The sequence below is a fragment of the Chroogloeocystis siderophila 5.2 s.c.1 genome (assembly GCF_001904655.1).
Taxonomy (GTDB): domain Bacteria; phylum Cyanobacteriota; class Cyanobacteriia; order Cyanobacteriales; family Chroococcidiopsidaceae; genus Chroogloeocystis; species Chroogloeocystis siderophila.
Window position 1 is genome coordinate 51,914 of the sequence record NZ_MRCC01000004.1, and the last position, 15,042, is coordinate 66,955.

The 15,042-nt window shown below is 43.6% G+C and carries 13 protein-coding genes; 3 read left to right on the forward strand and 10 right to left on the reverse strand.

Annotation, left to right across the window (positions count from 1 at the left end; genetic code table 11):
- Positions 1-101 precede the first annotated feature (101 nt).
- Positions 102-1,739, forward strand: a complete 1,638-nt coding sequence (locus NIES1031_RS05175; RefSeq protein WP_073548438.1) for a CTP synthase — start codon at positions 102-104, stop codon at positions 1,737-1,739.
- A 47-nt stretch (positions 1,740-1,786) separates the two neighbouring features.
- Here the strand turns inward: NIES1031_RS05175 and NIES1031_RS05180 are convergent, their stop codons facing one another.
- From NIES1031_RS05180 to NIES1031_RS05190, 3 genes are all read right to left on the reverse strand, one after another.
- Positions 1,787-2,704 (reverse strand): ROK family protein, encoded by a 918-nt coding sequence (locus NIES1031_RS05180; RefSeq protein WP_073548439.1) that lies wholly within the window; start codon positions 2,702-2,704, stop codon positions 1,787-1,789.
- 56 nt (positions 2,705-2,760) lie between these two features.
- On the reverse strand, positions 2,761-3,222 hold the full coding sequence (locus NIES1031_RS05185; RefSeq protein WP_236738724.1) for a hypothetical protein: 462 nt from the start codon (positions 3,220-3,222) through the stop codon (positions 2,761-2,763).
- 82 nt (positions 3,223-3,304) lie between these two features.
- Positions 3,305-4,585, reverse strand: a complete 1,281-nt coding sequence (locus NIES1031_RS05190) for an FGGY-family carbohydrate kinase (RefSeq protein ID WP_073548440.1) — start codon at positions 4,583-4,585, stop codon at positions 3,305-3,307.
- A 286-nt stretch (positions 4,586-4,871) separates the two neighbouring features.
- Between NIES1031_RS05190 and psaM the strand changes: the two genes are divergently transcribed.
- A complete protein-coding gene (gene psaM, locus NIES1031_RS05195) occupies positions 4,872-4,967 on the forward strand; it encodes a photosystem I reaction center subunit XII (RefSeq protein ID WP_015187266.1) in 96 nt (31 codons plus the stop codon).
- A 611-nt stretch (positions 4,968-5,578) separates the two neighbouring features.
- On the forward strand, positions 5,579-5,950 hold the full coding sequence (locus NIES1031_RS05200) for a slr1601 family putative cell division protein (protein ID WP_073548441.1): 372 nt from the start codon (positions 5,579-5,581) through the stop codon (positions 5,948-5,950).
- A gap of 48 nt (positions 5,951-5,998) precedes the next feature.
- On the opposite strand, the gene NIES1031_RS05205 is transcribed toward NIES1031_RS05200, so the two are convergent.
- From NIES1031_RS05205 to NIES1031_RS05235, 7 genes are all read right to left on the reverse strand, one after another.
- On the reverse strand, positions 5,999-6,352 hold the full coding sequence (locus NIES1031_RS05205; RefSeq protein WP_073548442.1) for an ArsR/SmtB family transcription factor: 354 nt from the start codon (positions 6,350-6,352) through the stop codon (positions 5,999-6,001).
- A gap of 792 nt (positions 6,353-7,144) precedes the next feature.
- Positions 7,145-8,239 (reverse strand): WD40 repeat domain-containing protein, encoded by a 1,095-nt coding sequence (locus NIES1031_RS05210; RefSeq protein ID WP_073548443.1) that lies wholly within the window; start codon positions 8,237-8,239, stop codon positions 7,145-7,147.
- 256 nt (positions 8,240-8,495) lie between these two features.
- On the reverse strand, positions 8,496-9,467 hold the full coding sequence (locus NIES1031_RS05215) for a CobW family GTP-binding protein (protein WP_073548444.1): 972 nt from the start codon (positions 9,465-9,467) through the stop codon (positions 8,496-8,498).
- A gap of 548 nt (positions 9,468-10,015) precedes the next feature.
- Positions 10,016-10,468 carry a helix-turn-helix domain-containing protein gene (locus NIES1031_RS05220; RefSeq protein WP_073548445.1) on the reverse strand — a complete coding sequence of 151 codons (453 nt, stop codon included), beginning with the start codon at positions 10,466-10,468 and terminating at the stop codon, positions 10,016-10,018.
- Between the two features lie 455 nt (positions 10,469-10,923).
- Positions 10,924-13,350: a GH116 family glycosyl hydrolase gene (locus tag NIES1031_RS05225; protein WP_073548446.1), complete on the reverse strand. Its 2,427-nt coding sequence runs from the start codon at positions 13,348-13,350 to the stop codon at positions 10,924-10,926.
- A gap of 67 nt (positions 13,351-13,417) precedes the next feature.
- Entirely contained in the window at positions 13,418-14,122 is a 705-nt protein-coding gene (locus NIES1031_RS05230; RefSeq protein WP_073548447.1) for a molybdopterin-dependent oxidoreductase, read from the reverse strand.
- Positions 14,123-14,208: 86 nt separating this feature from the next.
- Positions 14,209-14,841 (reverse strand): cytochrome b/b6 domain-containing protein, encoded by a 633-nt coding sequence (locus tag NIES1031_RS05235; protein ID WP_218596673.1) that lies wholly within the window; start codon positions 14,839-14,841, stop codon positions 14,209-14,211.
- Positions 14,842-15,042 lie beyond the last annotated feature (201 nt).

Consider the following 15,042-nt stretch of genomic DNA (forward strand, 5'->3'; position numbering starts at 1 on the left):
TGGGACAAAAAACAACTAATCATTTTCCCTCGACCCTAACCCCTTCATAACTGTGGCACAATTGACGGGGTATATCTGCACAAGTTCCTCATTAAATTTTTATGACTAAATTTGTTTTTGTCACTGGCGGTGTCGTCTCCAGCATTGGCAAAGGCATTGTTGCAGCCAGTTTGGGACGGTTGCTGAAGTCGCGCGATTATTCCGTATCGATTCTCAAGCTCGATCCTTACATTAACGTCGATCCTGGCACGATGAGTCCTTTTCAGCATGGGGAAGTCTTTGTGACAGAAGATGGCGCTGAAACTGACTTGGATTTAGGACACTACGAACGCTTCACAGACACATCAATGTCGCGGCTCAATAGCGTCACGACTGGCTCAATTTATCAAGCCGTGCTGAATAAAGAGCGTCGCGGCGACTATATGGGTGGGACAGTGCAGGTAATTCCGCACATCACGAATGAAATTAAAGAACGTATTAAACGCGTAGCAAAAAATACTAATCCTGATGTGGTTATTACGGAAATTGGAGGGACGGTTGGCGATATCGAATCGCTACCGTTTTTAGAAGCCATTCGCCAGTTTCGCAAGGATGTCGGGCGGCAAAATGTTTTGTATATGCACGTAACGCTCGTGCCTTGGATTCCTTCGGCAGGAGAGATGAAAACCAAGCCGACACAGCACTCAGTCAAAGAATTGCGCTCGATCGGCATTCAACCAGATATTTTAGTGTGTCGGTGCGATCGCCCGCTACCTCCTGGCTTAAAAGAGAAAATGTCCGAATTCTGCGATGTTCCTGTCGAGTGCGTGATTACATCGCAAGATGCCAAAAGTATCTACGAAGTCCCGCTGAATCTCGAACAAGAAGGTTTAGCGCAGCAAACGCTAGAGTTACTGCAACTCGAACAACGCCAACCGGATCTCAGTCAATGGCGAACAATCGTCGAGCGGTTGTATAGTCCAACACACCGTGTAGAAATTGCGATCGTTGGTAAATATGTGCGATTGGGAGATGCGTATTTATCAGTAGTAGAAGCGCTACGTCATGCGGCGATCGCGATGGGTGGTGAATTGCACTTACGCTGGGTAAACTCAGAAAATTTAGAGAATGAACCTGTAGAGCGCTACCTAGAAGGAGTGAATGGTTTAGTTGTACCAGGAGGCTTTGGCATTCGTGGTGTAGACGGTAAAATCGCCGCAGTGGAATACGCGCGCACGCATCAAATTCCTTTCTTGGGCTTGTGCTTGGGAATGCAGTGTGCTGTTGTGGAATGGGCGAGGCACATCGCGGGTTTAGAAAGTGCAAACAGTGCTGAGTTTAATCCTGAAGGCGCGCACCCAGTCATCAACTTATTACCAGAACAGCAAGATGTTGTCGATCTAGGTGGCACGATGCGCTTAGGGTTGTATCCTTGTCGCCTAGCACCGAATACTTTAGCATTCAAGCTTTACCAAGAAGAAGTTGTTTACGAACGACACCGCCACCGCTACGAATTTAATAACGCCTACCGCAACTTATTTTTAGAGTCTGGCTATGCGATTAGTGGTACGTCTCCTGATGGACGTTTGGTAGAAATTATCGAACTTCCAAATCATCCGTTTTTCGTGGCGACGCAGTTTCACCCAGAATTTCAATCGCGTCCGAGTGCGCCGCATCCGTTGTTTAAAGGATTTGTAGAAGCAGTGATGATGCGATCGCAATCATCTTCACCATTACCTGCACCCGTCGAAGTATCGTGATCAGGGGTAAGGCAGTCCTTTGCCCATACTGGGGCTGAGGAGCGATTTTAATCCTGATTCTTTATTTTGTCCCACGCAAGCCGCGCGGCTCCCACCATTCCGGCTTGGTTGCCGAGTTTTGCTGTGAGGATTTCTAATCCTGTGCGAGAACTCGGTAGTACGCGGCATTCAATTTCAGCATGAACGCTGGGAAAGAAAAACTCTGCGCTGGCGCTCACCCCACCACCGATAATGATGGCTTCAGGCGTTAAAACGTAAATCAAGCTCGCTAAACCCGCACCCAATTCTCTACCATACTGCCGCCAAAAAGTCAATGCCTCCGTGTCTCCTGCTTTGGCAAGCGCACAGAGTTGTGCGGGTTCGAGTCCAGTGCGGCGACGAATTGCCTGAACTGAGACGTATTGCTCTAAAGAACCGTAATTGCCACTATTACAAGGTGGACCATCAAGGTTTAAAGTAATTAACCCGAGTTCAGCAGCGGTTCCCTGATGTCCGACAAAGAGATGACCATCAAGAATCACCGCACCACCGACACCCGTTCCCAAAGTAAGCAGAATTAAGTGACGAAAGCGGCGTCCTGCGCCTAACCAGGCTTCACCCAACCCTGCACAGTTAGCATCGTTAGCCAGAACCGCGATCCGACCTGTTTTCGCTTCTAGCCAATCTGCCAAAGGAACATCGCGCCAGTTGTGAAGATTAATCGCCACTCGCGCAATTCGTCCAGAAAAATCTGCAGGACCTGGCGTACCAACACCGATCGCCAGACATTGATTGCGAGGATCAATTTGCGCGATCGCATCTACCATCACATCAACAACCGCCTGTGGTGTTGCCGGTTGAGGCGTGGCGACAACTAACGATCCTAGACAAGTGCCATCCTGCGTAAACTTGCCTAATTTAATTGCGGTTCCACCCAAGTCTATGCCGATGACTTGAGATTGAGGTGAATCTGGTGCTGCGCTCATCCTGTGGTTCAACTACGGTAATTTAGACTACTTGCAATTACATCGCAAGAATTCTCTTATTTCACCACAAGAATGAAATCAGTTGAAGAGGTTGTTTGCGGTTCTTCGCGGCGTACAGTTCTCCCTAATGAGTCGGTACGATACACCCAAGTAGATCGACCATCAGACACCATGACGCGCCAACCTTCTACCAAAGCTTGAGTACAAAATTCATCAGGCTGCGCTAATCCTAAACAACCGTCTGACCACGTTTGTTGACTCGATTGAGTGACTCGCAGCCTATTTACAGGAATATTCTCGCGTTGAGCAACATCTTGTCGTACCGCATCCACAACTTGACGGGGAATTTGCGTTTGACGATCACCTTGTTGACGTGTTGGTTTACACCTTTGCGTCAGCAGATTTCTGGGGGCTGCATTCAAGGCTGTTGTTGTCGTAAAACTACTCGATAACACACCGCTTAACAATATAACGCAAACGATTTGCCAAGGTTTAATCAGGGCTGTAAGTTTCATCATATGTAGCTAAAATCGATCTAATACAAAGCTGATAACAAGTAGCGATTAGCTGTTATCTTGTTAGACTGATATTGACTATTTATTAGTTCCTGTTGTTATTGATACCGCGCAGAGCAAGCAAGGCAGTACCGTAAGCTGCCTCAGTGTGCTGCGACATCACTAATGGCGCTTTAAAATAACGCTGACGAATCGCAGTCCACGTTGCATTTGCTGCACCGCCGCCCGCCGTATAAATGCGTGTGAGAGGAGTTGCACCGAGTTGTTGTAGTAGTTGATAACCTTGGTGTTCAATACGAGCAATGCTTTCTAATAATCCATGCAGAAACTCGACGCGATTATCTGGTCGTGGTTCGAGGCGCGGCTGTAGGTCGGGATCGTTGACTGGAAAGCGATCGCCACGTTGCAATAACGGATAGTAATCGAGTGGGCTAACTTTTTGGGGATCGATCTGACGGCTAAATTGCTCTAACTCGGTGTTGGAAAAAAATTGCTTTAGTACCGCACCCCCAGTGTTAGAAGCTCCTCCTGTTAACCATAAGTCACCTAAGCGATGGCTATAAATACCATACAGGCTATTCTCGACGCGTGTTTGGCTTAAAAGCTTGAGTACCAAAGTTGAACCGAGTGACGTTACGGCTTCTCCTAAAGATGTTGCACCACTTGCAAGAAACGCGGCAATACTATCGGTTGTTCCCGCACATACGTAGCAATCACGGCGCAAACCAAAGCGTGTTGCAATGCTTGCTGTGACTTCGGCGATCGGTGTTCCAGGAACAACAACTTGGGGTAATAGAGGTGCGATCGCCAGTTGTGTTAGCCATATAGGATAACAAAAATGCTCGACGTCGTAGCCGAGTTTTAACGCATTGTGATAGTCGCTGATCCCAAGTTTTCCGTGAAGCAGAAACGCTAACCAATCCGCTTGATGAAGAAAGTATTTCGCATCGCTAAATGTTGGTTGCTGTGATAGCCACAACAGCTTTGCTAAACTCGATGTCGCACTCAATACCGTGTGATTCGGCGGTGCGATCACTTTTAATTGTTTTTGTACTGCAACTGCGCGTGTATCGTTGTACATCAGTGGTGTTGTCACTGGTGTTCCGGTTGCGTCGCACAACATTACAGTTGAAGAAGTTCCGTCAATCGCGATCGCATTGATTTTTTGACGTATTTTTGGCGGAATTTCCGCAATTAAGCCAAATAAGGTGTATTCCCAAGCCTTTACCTGCGTAATGTCCTCACCTATCAGCGACTTTCTCGTTTCGGCTTGCACTACTCCCAGAGCATTGATAACTACTGCTCTTGCACCAGAGGTACCAAAATCTATCCCAAGGGTGTAATTTTCTTTTACGGATTCAAGCACTTTGGAAATTAGAGGTCGGGGATCAGAGTTTTACAACAGATAATACAATCTCAAGACGTTGCTGATTTTAACCGGTGCGGATTCATCGATGAAAAATTGGTAACGAGATTATCGACGAGATTCAAAATATCCTTTTGTATCAGTATAGAGCTTCCCTGACTTTTGATCTCTGACCTCCGACCTCTCTCGATTTGTTTCATATTGTAAAAACTTATTCCATCAACTGAACAATTTGGTCAAAAGTAGTGATGGTTCGATTCATTTTGCATCAAGGAGGTTTCCTCAAATGTCTATATCAGATACCCAAGTTTTTGTAGCACTTGTGGTCGCACTGATCCCTGGTGTGCTTGCTTTCCGTTTAGCAACAGAGCTTTACAAGTAACACCACTTAAAACAGCATAAACCTCGAAAGGATGAAAGTCTTGCCACTTAGGGTAGTTGCAGGCAAAAATGCCGTCGGCTTGCTACTCTTTGTCGCTTGATTCTTCATCCTTTCAGTTACCATGGCAATCGGTAACTGAATTTAACCTTGAGCCGAAAAACTGCAAAGCTTTTTCTGACCTCTACTTAGTACAGGGTTCAGTAAAATTAAGTGTTTTTCAGTATAATTACTGTTGAAAGATTTGCGAACTAGCGGTAACTTGCTTGTGAAGCAGCACAATTTTACGTGACATCACGGAGCCAGTCAAAAAGGCGATTAGCTTCTAGCTAAATTTCTTGAATAAAGATATCATGCTTGTTTTGCTCGCTCATCGTGAGGCTTACGCCCCTAAATCCTTAGCGCATCGAAGATGATTCTTTGCTTTGCGGTCATCAAGCTGTAATGTCTATCTCGTCCTAGTAAATTCTGAATTTTTGTTTAAGACAAAATAAATTGAGCAAAGAGTCATCTTTACTTAAAAATTACAGATTTACAGCAAAAACTTGTCTAAAACCGGCGTAATAGCTTGGTATTGTAAATCTAGCTTTTTCTAGAGCAGCTTTTAAGCCGATATGAACGCTATTCAACCGTCTGGTTCTCCTCTCAAGCCACAAGAAACCCGCCAAGTTCCTCGCAAGCGAACCCAGCGTCGTCGTCATCCGTATCGGGCGACAGCGATTCATACTACGGCAAAATTGGTTGTCAATTTGCTGCTTTTATTCGCAGCTGGCTCGGCGATCGCCAAACTTCTACCTTACTACTTGTCACAACAACAAAAAATTCACGAAATTCAAGCTGAAGTTCACTCAGTTGAAGGACGCGTAGAACGTTTGCGCGCCGACCTTAATCGCTACTTTGACCCTCAGCAAGCACAATCTGTAATGCGAGAACAAAGTAATCGGTTTGAACCAGGACAACGCCCGTTGATATTACAAAAGAAGTAGCTTTCAATTTATCCTGCTGAGATTTATCGCATAGCAGGAACGTGCGAATTACTGAATATGCGTTTGCTCTGGCATTTTTAAGGTTTCGATTTGATTTGCTTGTGCAAGCAGGCGCGTTGAGATGCGATCGCAAACAATTTCACACAAGTTAAAAATCACTGGATCAGAAACTTTATAAAAGACACTCACTCCTTGGGGATGACGCGAAACCATGCCACAATGCATCAACACTTTGAGATGCTTGGAAACATTCGCTTGACCTAACCCAGTTCCCTCGACAATTTCCATGACATTTTTAGGCCCTGTACGCAAACAGCTTAATACTTGGAGTCTACTCACTTCTGATAAAACTTTGAAGTAATCTGCAACCTGTGCTAAAGCCATAGGAGAAGTATCTCGCATAAACTAGTTTTAGCGGGAAAAACACATAATTATTTTTTATATTCTACCACGATTTATTAATCTTCTCTATACCTTTTACCACATATCTTACGCTATAAAAGTTATGTATTGTTAGGCGAAACATCATAAATTATCAACTTATCTTTTGTTAAGTTTTATGGATAAATAACTCCTAAACTTAAGTAAGAAAATGGTAATTAACTGATAAACTTAAGCATAATGTTAAATCTTATTCGCTAATTTGAAAAGTTATAAATTAGTAAAAAAAATTTTCTTTGTAAAGCAACAAATTGGCAATAAAGAAGATATATAAAATTCTAAGTGAGAAGTTCAAAATTGCACTTTGATAGTGTTTTTATTGATTAAAGTGGTAAACCTATTTTTGCTATGGAAAATAACAATTATAAAAGAAAAAATTAGGAGCCTAACTAGCAATTAAAGTCATTGTTTAAAAAAGAAGTCCACTTTCGTGGACTTATGGATATGAAGGTTGTATAAACCGATTCAAGCTATGATTTGCTTATTCATACCAATAGAAAATAGTTGCCCCCAATTAAATCATCGGCATTACTGAATCAATGTATGAACCGTTAAGTAACTGCACTCGGATCAGCCCCCTAAATCCACGCCAGTTGCTACAACGGGGGACTCGGACTTCCCACGTAGTGGGGATTGGGAGGCGGTTCGCTAGGGACTTTGCTAGATACCGACTATTTGTGTGTACACGAAGCCTCCAAGATTGGGGAAGAAGATAAGCATGAAACTTTTAATTTCACATCTTTCCTGCACTTTTTAGCGAAGATTAAATCCTTGACCGCGACGCGATTGTATCCAGATGTGTAATTCACCATTGTGACCGCCAGCAGCGAGGTGCTGACCTTGAGGATGCCAAGCAAGACACGAAAAGCCTTGCGGTGCGCCTTCTAAAATCTGGGCAAGACGTTGCGCTTTATGCCACAAGCAAATTAAACCATCTTCAGCAGCAGAAGCTAAAAGTAAGCTGTTGGGTTGAAACGCGATCGCTTGTATAACGCCGAGATGATGCTGTAAAACTTGGCTTTCCCAACCAACCAGATCGTCAGGATGCTTAGACCACACCACGACCCCTTCAACACTAGCCGCTGCAAACAAAGGTGGATTTTGATTCGCGGTTGACCACGTAATTTGACGAATTTTTCCAGGAAAACCCCGCATCACCCAAGGGTTAGGATTATTCCATTCAAACACAGCGATTGTGCGGTCCATATTACCAATCGCAAAGTATTTACTATCGCCAGCCCACGCGATCGCAACACTCGCAGTTGGCAGATCGAAAATATAAGGGTCTTCATTCCAGTCGCGACTTTCCCAAATTTTGACACCGTGATAGCCTGCGATCGCAAGATACTGACCATCAGAACTCCAATCTAAGCCGAGTACCGAAGACGCAGCAAAGTTGAGTGTCGTGGAAGTATCCGGCGTTGTCGCGTCCCAAATCTGAATAGTACGCCCTAAACTAAAAGCAAGCTGGTTGCTCAGAGGATTCCACGCGAGTCGATCGACCCAAGCTGAAGGATGCGTTATACTCAGCAACTGCCACTGATTGACATCAGTATCTCGATCTCGTTGCCAAATTTTGACTCCTGCTTGACCGCCCGCTGCCAGAAAATGACCATCACTAGAAAACGCCAGACAGTCTACAGATTGATCTTGACTTGTTTGTAGTGGTATTCGTTGCCACTTTTCTTGACGATCAGGCGTATGTTCCCACACGATAACTTCTCCAGCCGCAGAACTCGTAGCTAAGAATTTACCCTGCGGCGACCACGCGATCGCTGTGACATAATCCTCAAGCATTTGTGCAAAGTACAAATCAAACTGCTGAGAATTAACTGTTTTAGATTTCATGGATCTTGCAAATTAGAAAAACATCGAACTGACACGTTAAAGTAACCAATACTTGAACCAGGAAAACTTAAGCGAGGAAAACAGTCGCTATGGCAGTGAACAATTGACAGAGTGTGGGAAGGTGTCAACTATCAACTATCAACGCGCGAGCGGGGAGTGTCAAACCACGTCCTAAGCATCGCTGCAATTGCTATAGTGAATAGTGATGAGTTTTGAGGTTACAGAATTTTCTTAACTCCTCTGCTTTGTCTATAATCTACGCCATACACGCTAATAAATTTTCACGTAACTCGGCTTCATCAAGATTGCGACCGATAAACACAAGTTCGTTTTTAGGCGTTTCATTCGGTTTCCAACGGCGATCACGCTTACCCTCGAACAGCATATGAACACCTTGAAATACAAAGCGGTGATCTTCTCCAGCAATATTTAAAATTCCCTTCATGCGGAAAATATCAGGTCCACGCGTCTGTAGAAGATAGCTCATCCATTCGTTCAACTTCTCCATACTTAAAGCGCCACTTTCTACTAAAGCAACTGAACCAACAGTTTCATCATGCTCGTGCGCATCTTCTTTTAAAAAATTTGGGTCAATTTCTAAGGCGCGACCTAAGTCAAACGCGTTAACGCCTAGTAGCATGTCCATTTCTAACTCAGCATTGCGAGTGCGGTAAATTTTGGCGATCGCATTCATCCCCCGAATTCGCCGTTCTAACTCTTCTAAAACATCTTCTGAAACCAAATCAACTTTATTAAGCAAAATAACATCGGCAAACGCAATCTGCTCTTGCGCCTCGTCCGCTTCCCAGTGTTGCCATATGTGCTTAGCGTCCACAACCGTTACAACCGCATCTAAACTCAACTGCGTCTGCATATCTTCATCGACAAAAAATGTCTGAATCACAGGCGCAGGGTCAGCAAGTCCTGTTGTTTCAATCACCAGGTGATCGAATTTATCGCGCCGCCGCATCAAATTGCCAATAATCCGAATTAAATCGCCACGCACAGTACAGCAGATACAGCCGTTATTCATCTCGAAGATTTCTTCATCTGCATCGATTACCAATTGGTTATCAATACCCACTTCCCCAAACTCGTTGACAATCACAGCGACCTTTTTTCCGTGTTCGTACGTGAGGATACGATTGAGTAACGTTGTCTTACCTGCTCCCAAGTAGCCCGTAAGAACTGTTACAGGTACAACGTCATTCGTTGTTGCAGTTACCATCTGTTCATTCCTTAAGCTCTATAGTTAATGATAACTATTATCAAATTCAGGTTGGTTCGTTTTCTATCGTGGGTCAAGAATTGAAAATTTTACCAAAGTGTTAATTTTAGTAAAGGAAAGATTCATTGTTTGCTACTATATGCAAACTTTTTTAAATTCAATTTAAAAATCTTACACAAAAAAATGCGTACATAATTTACATTAAGTCGTTTAGGATTCTTCCTGTAATTGAGTTATTTTAAATTTGCTTATAGAAAAGAGTTGTGTTTTGTAGTAGTTAGCAATTAGCTTTTTTGAAAGCTTTGTCTTGAAAACTCCCCTCAACCCACTTAACCCGTGTACAAAAGTTTTCGCTGTAGCAACGGCAACTCAGGATTATAAATGTCCTAATCTTAATACGTCTTGCTATATTAGTTTAATTCAGAATAAAAACTCTATAACTTAAAATTTAAAAAATCATCACAATATACTTTAAAGGACAGTTGAAAAAACTGCCCTTAAGCTCTAAATTATGGTCAAGACTAATTCAAAACGAGACAGTAAAAAAGTCATCTAGTGCAGCACTTTCTTGGTGTATTGTCTCGCTGTTTTTTTAACAGCTTTCTAACGTGTGCTCCTGTTAGGTCTATTCCTGTCAATTGAGCGAGATAAGTTGCGAGGCGTTCGCCACTCCAATTTTCAAAAGGTAATCCTAACTCACTCGGTTTCTTTTGCACAATTTCCATCAAGCGATCGATATACTCGGCTGTTGCTTTGCGATAGTTACCATTTTGTCGCTGGTCTTTCATGCTATCTAGATTATCTGGTTCGCTATGCGTACACCAGTAAGCAACGGTACGATACGAGCAGCCGATAAAATCAGCAATTTCTTGGTATGTTTTTCCATCGTTCATTAAAAGTAGCATCAGCACCCGTTCCCTGAAATATGGGCATTGGCTTTCTCGCAGCGCTTGCTGCAATTGTTCTTTTTGTTGAGGCTTGAGAAAATTCTTGACTGGCATGGCTATAAAACTTGCTGTTTGTTGCGTTTGTGCAAGTTGGCTGCACGAGCAGCTAAAGCATAAGTTCAGATGGCAACAAGTGAAACTATGAACCTATATAGATCTGTCCGTGACACAATCAAGAATTACGCAGATTTGAATGAAACTTTACAGAAACTTTAATTTAATTGGTATTTATATAATTTTTCCATGAAAAATAACAAGTTTGGTTGATGAGTGAATAGTAACTAGTAACTCACCAAGGCGCAACGATATCAATAGTTGGATTATGTAGTTGGAAATGATATAGCAAGAAGCAAGAGGTGAAAACCCTGATTGACCGACAAATCTTTTGTGGCTAGCGACTAGAAGTCGCGCCTGCCCAGGCAAAGTCTGCCTTTGCAGACTAACAGCCGAGGTTCTAACCCGCGTAGGCGGGTTTCGCCTTTGTAGCAGCGGTTTCTAACCGCAGCTTACTAAAAAGTCAATACGCGATAAATTGCCCAAATTGCCATAGGGCGCAGGTAGTGACAAGCGCGAAATGTTCCTTTGGCAGTAATCGCTTCGGGAGTGCGAAACTGTAATCCATTGTCGTAAACTTGCTGTACCACAGCTTGCGTTATGCGCCATGCTTCTGATTTCATACCCATTTGCATCAGAAACGCCGCCAGTCCAAAGTTAATTCCTGTCCAAACTTCCAAAGGATGCGTCGCGTTGGGGTTTTCTGGCGAACCATCGAGTTTTAAGCCATTAGCCGCGCCAAATTGACCATTATGAAATTTCACAAAGCAAGCATTATAAACTGTCTTCAAGGCTTGCGTAGCACATTCTGGAGGCACAATGTCAGGTAAACCGAGTAATCGTGCATAAAATTGTCCGCACAGTTGATCTGCCATGACTACATCTGAACCACTCTTGCTATCGAGGCGATAGTATTGACCATTCCACAGTTTTTCTTGATATATTGGGCGCGATCGCACTAACCAAGATTGAAATATATCAATAGTTTCGGGAATAGGTGGGTAATCAGGCGCAGAAGCTAGAATTTTACTTGCAGGATGATCGTCAGGGTAACTGAGTAGAGTTTTACCGATCGCGATCGCCGCTTCAAGTGCAGCTAACCACAATCCGCCACAATAAGCACTGACACCTTGCAAGCGCCAGTCATCAAAGGTTTGATCCGGTGCGCCCGAATTTTCAGGAATTCCGTCTCCATCTAAATCGAACGTCTTTAAGTAAGTTAGTGTTTGGACAACCGCAGACCAACAATCCCACAACAACTCCCAATCTGTCGCACCCGTTAGCACAAAATCGCGGTAGACTTGTAAAACAAAATCGCACGATAAATCTTTCCACAAATTGCAATCTTGATAACTTGTATAGTTAGTAGCTTCCCAAGGATGCTCATTTGGTGCGCCTAAATCATGAGGTGTTGCACCTGCAACTTTGCGTAAAGCAGTAGGACTTTCTAGCCCTTGCGTGTAGTAGTAACCAATCACGCGAGTGTGATCGTCGCGTTGTCCAATTGCTCTGGCAAAAGCGCGAATTACAGATTTTTCGAGTTTAGACCATAGCATCAATAAGGCAAAAGAACCATACAGCCGGACGTCCAGACTTTCGTACCAGCGGTAATCAAAGCATTCTAAAACCGCAAATTGACCAACCGGATCGCGATCGTCTGCTGCACTCCACAATGTACCACCACTCGTGAGGTCGTACAGTTCGTTAAACAGTGCCATTTTAAAAACACTGGGAAGATCGTCGCGATCTAGAATGGGTTGCTGCCAAGCTTGAATTTGCTGTTGCCAAGATTGATAGTTTTGTAATGCCGTTTGCGCGATCGCTAGTGCATTATCCCCATTTCGACCAAAAAAATCGGTGTAACGGCGGAAATATTTTACTCCTAGTGCAAATTCAGTTACAGGAAAATCCCACGCGATCGCAAAAGGAATTTCGCGAGTTTCGCCTGGTTGCAGTGTAAACCGCACCGCGATCGCCGCTGCAAGTTGTTCTTGTTTTCCTGCTGGGGTTGTATTTTCAGTATTAGGTAAAAAGCCATTATTGGCAAAATTGTGCCAAATCTCTGCACCATCACTGTTAGGATTCCAGCGCGTGTGGTAGAAAAGTTCTATATTGGGTTGTTGCGTAGTTGCGATCGCCCACTGTCCGATACCATCTTGCAAATCACTACCAGTGCGTTCTAGTAAGCAAGCACAATAATTATCTTCAACAATCAACCGATTAAAGTTACCAGCACTATTACCTAAACAAGGTTCATATTCATAAACCGGACTGCCATCATCGCGCATTCTAATTTCAGGATTTTTGATAGCATTTTGAAACCAGCCAACTGTGTTTTGCCAAGTCAGCATAATACTCAACGTTAGTGGCGCATTTGTGGGGTTGTGCGCCCTCCACACAAACACAGCAACAGGATAACTTGTCTCCTGATAATTCTCCGGCAAAATTGGTGAAAACTGCTCGCAAGCTAGATGCGCTTGAAAGACGTTTTCATAGATAAACCAACTGCGAGGATACAACGCGTGATAAACACCATTCTCGCAATGTTGTGGATACCACTGCCATGTTGTCAAAGTGCCATCAGCAGGCGGTTGTGTACATAATGCGAAAGCTTGTGACGTCGATGCTTGCTGCTCAAATATACTAAACTGACAAGCTGGAATACTTTTAAAAGTATGTTCGCCACTATCAATATGCCATAAATTGAAATCGCCACGCGAAGCACGACCGATACACCCTGCACCGAAGCCACCTAAAGGCATTCCATGCCAAGGACCATCATCTAGATTACTCGCCATGCGGACAGTATAAGGTTTATCCCAACCAAGACCGATGGGACGAGTCCAAGTATGCGGAGGGATTGAGAATTGATGCTGTGTCATTTCCTGATTTTACCGAAAAGGGGCAAAAGCAAGAAAATGCGACAATGATTGAAAGCCCCTCACTCCTTTAAAGCCCTGCATACCACTCATAACCTTGATCTTCCCAATACCCCTGAGAACGTCGTAGTTGATTAACTAACGTAATTCGCGTGACCCACTTACTTTGCTTGTAGCCTAGTTTAATCGGCGAAGCAAGACGCAAAGGCGCACCGTTTTCAATGGGTAAAGCCTCTCCATTCTTTTGATTTGCAAGAAGTGTTTGCGGATGAACCGCAGAAGCTAAATCCCAACTTTCGTAATAGCCATCCGCCGATTCAAAGTAAGCATAGCGGACATCTGATTTAGGTTGTGCTAGCGATACCAAATCGCGCATACGAACGCCACCCCACTGCACGATCGCCGCCCATCCTTCAACGCAAACATGGCGAATTGTCATTGTGTGATGCGGTAGCTGCTGAATTTCTGCCAAACTCAAACTCAAAGGATTATCTACCTCACCGTCAATAATTAATCGAAACGTCAATGGATCGATAACAGGAGTAAATCTATAAGTATTAACAATCAGCGCTTCTGGCTCAATTTCACTTTCAGGAAATTCCGGTATCAACTTTTGAGGATTAAACAGTAGAGTTTCAACACTTTGATTAAGCGGTTCAAACGTCTTACCAACAACACCTTCAACCAAACTCAGCGCACACCCACCAAGCAATAAACTCAAACTCGAAAACCCAGACAACTCTAAAAAACGACGACGTGACGGAAGTTGATGCATTTTTTTACGTGAATTTGATGGGACGCCTGGCGAATGAATTCGCGGCTGATAAACGAAGTCCACCTTCGTGGACTAACAATATTTCTTTACCAAAACATTGATTCAACTAGGCGCGAACCACCAACCTTTAAACTTAACCACGAGTGAATTGCAGCGTAGATAACAACTAATGGCACGGTTGCAAAATGAACAATTCTCAAAGCTTGCCAACTGCCAAAACAATCGACAATCGAGTGAAATTGAGCAGGTTTATACATCCCCATTCCAGTAAATATCGCTAATAGCAAGATTGGAATAATTGCCGTATAAGTAATCCGATGCCAAGCATAGTTGCGTCGCTTTTGGTTTTGGGTGCGCTGTAATGCTTTGATATCTTTACCACTCACAAACCGATGTCGCCAGCGGCGTGTCATCAAAATATAAACACCGTACCATAGCAGATTGAGTGCAAATAGCCACATCGCGGCAAAATGCCAATGTCGCCCACCTGCTAGCCAACCTCCCAGTAAAAATATTGGTGGAAATGGAATACCATTACGTCCGCCAAAGACAGGATTTGCGTTATATATTTGCAATCCGCTGGTAATCATTAATAACAAGCTAATGATATTGAGCCAATGGAAAATTTTGGCAGCAATACTTTGTTGCGGGATAAGAGGCGATCGCCCTTGGCGCTGGGCTTCGCTCAATCGCCTTTGTCCTAAATCATTATCAGTCATATAATGTAAACCTACTTTTGGTTTAACGCAAGCTTAACCTCTTCGAGAGTTAAATCTTTAACTAATAGTGAGATGCTCTACTTGAAAGCAGCTACCAATAAGCTTGACCGAAAGTATCTCATCTCAAAGATTATGTGCTCTTTTTACCTGGTCTTTGGAGACCCACCGCGATCTAAGTTGACCTTCCATAATTTTAGCTTC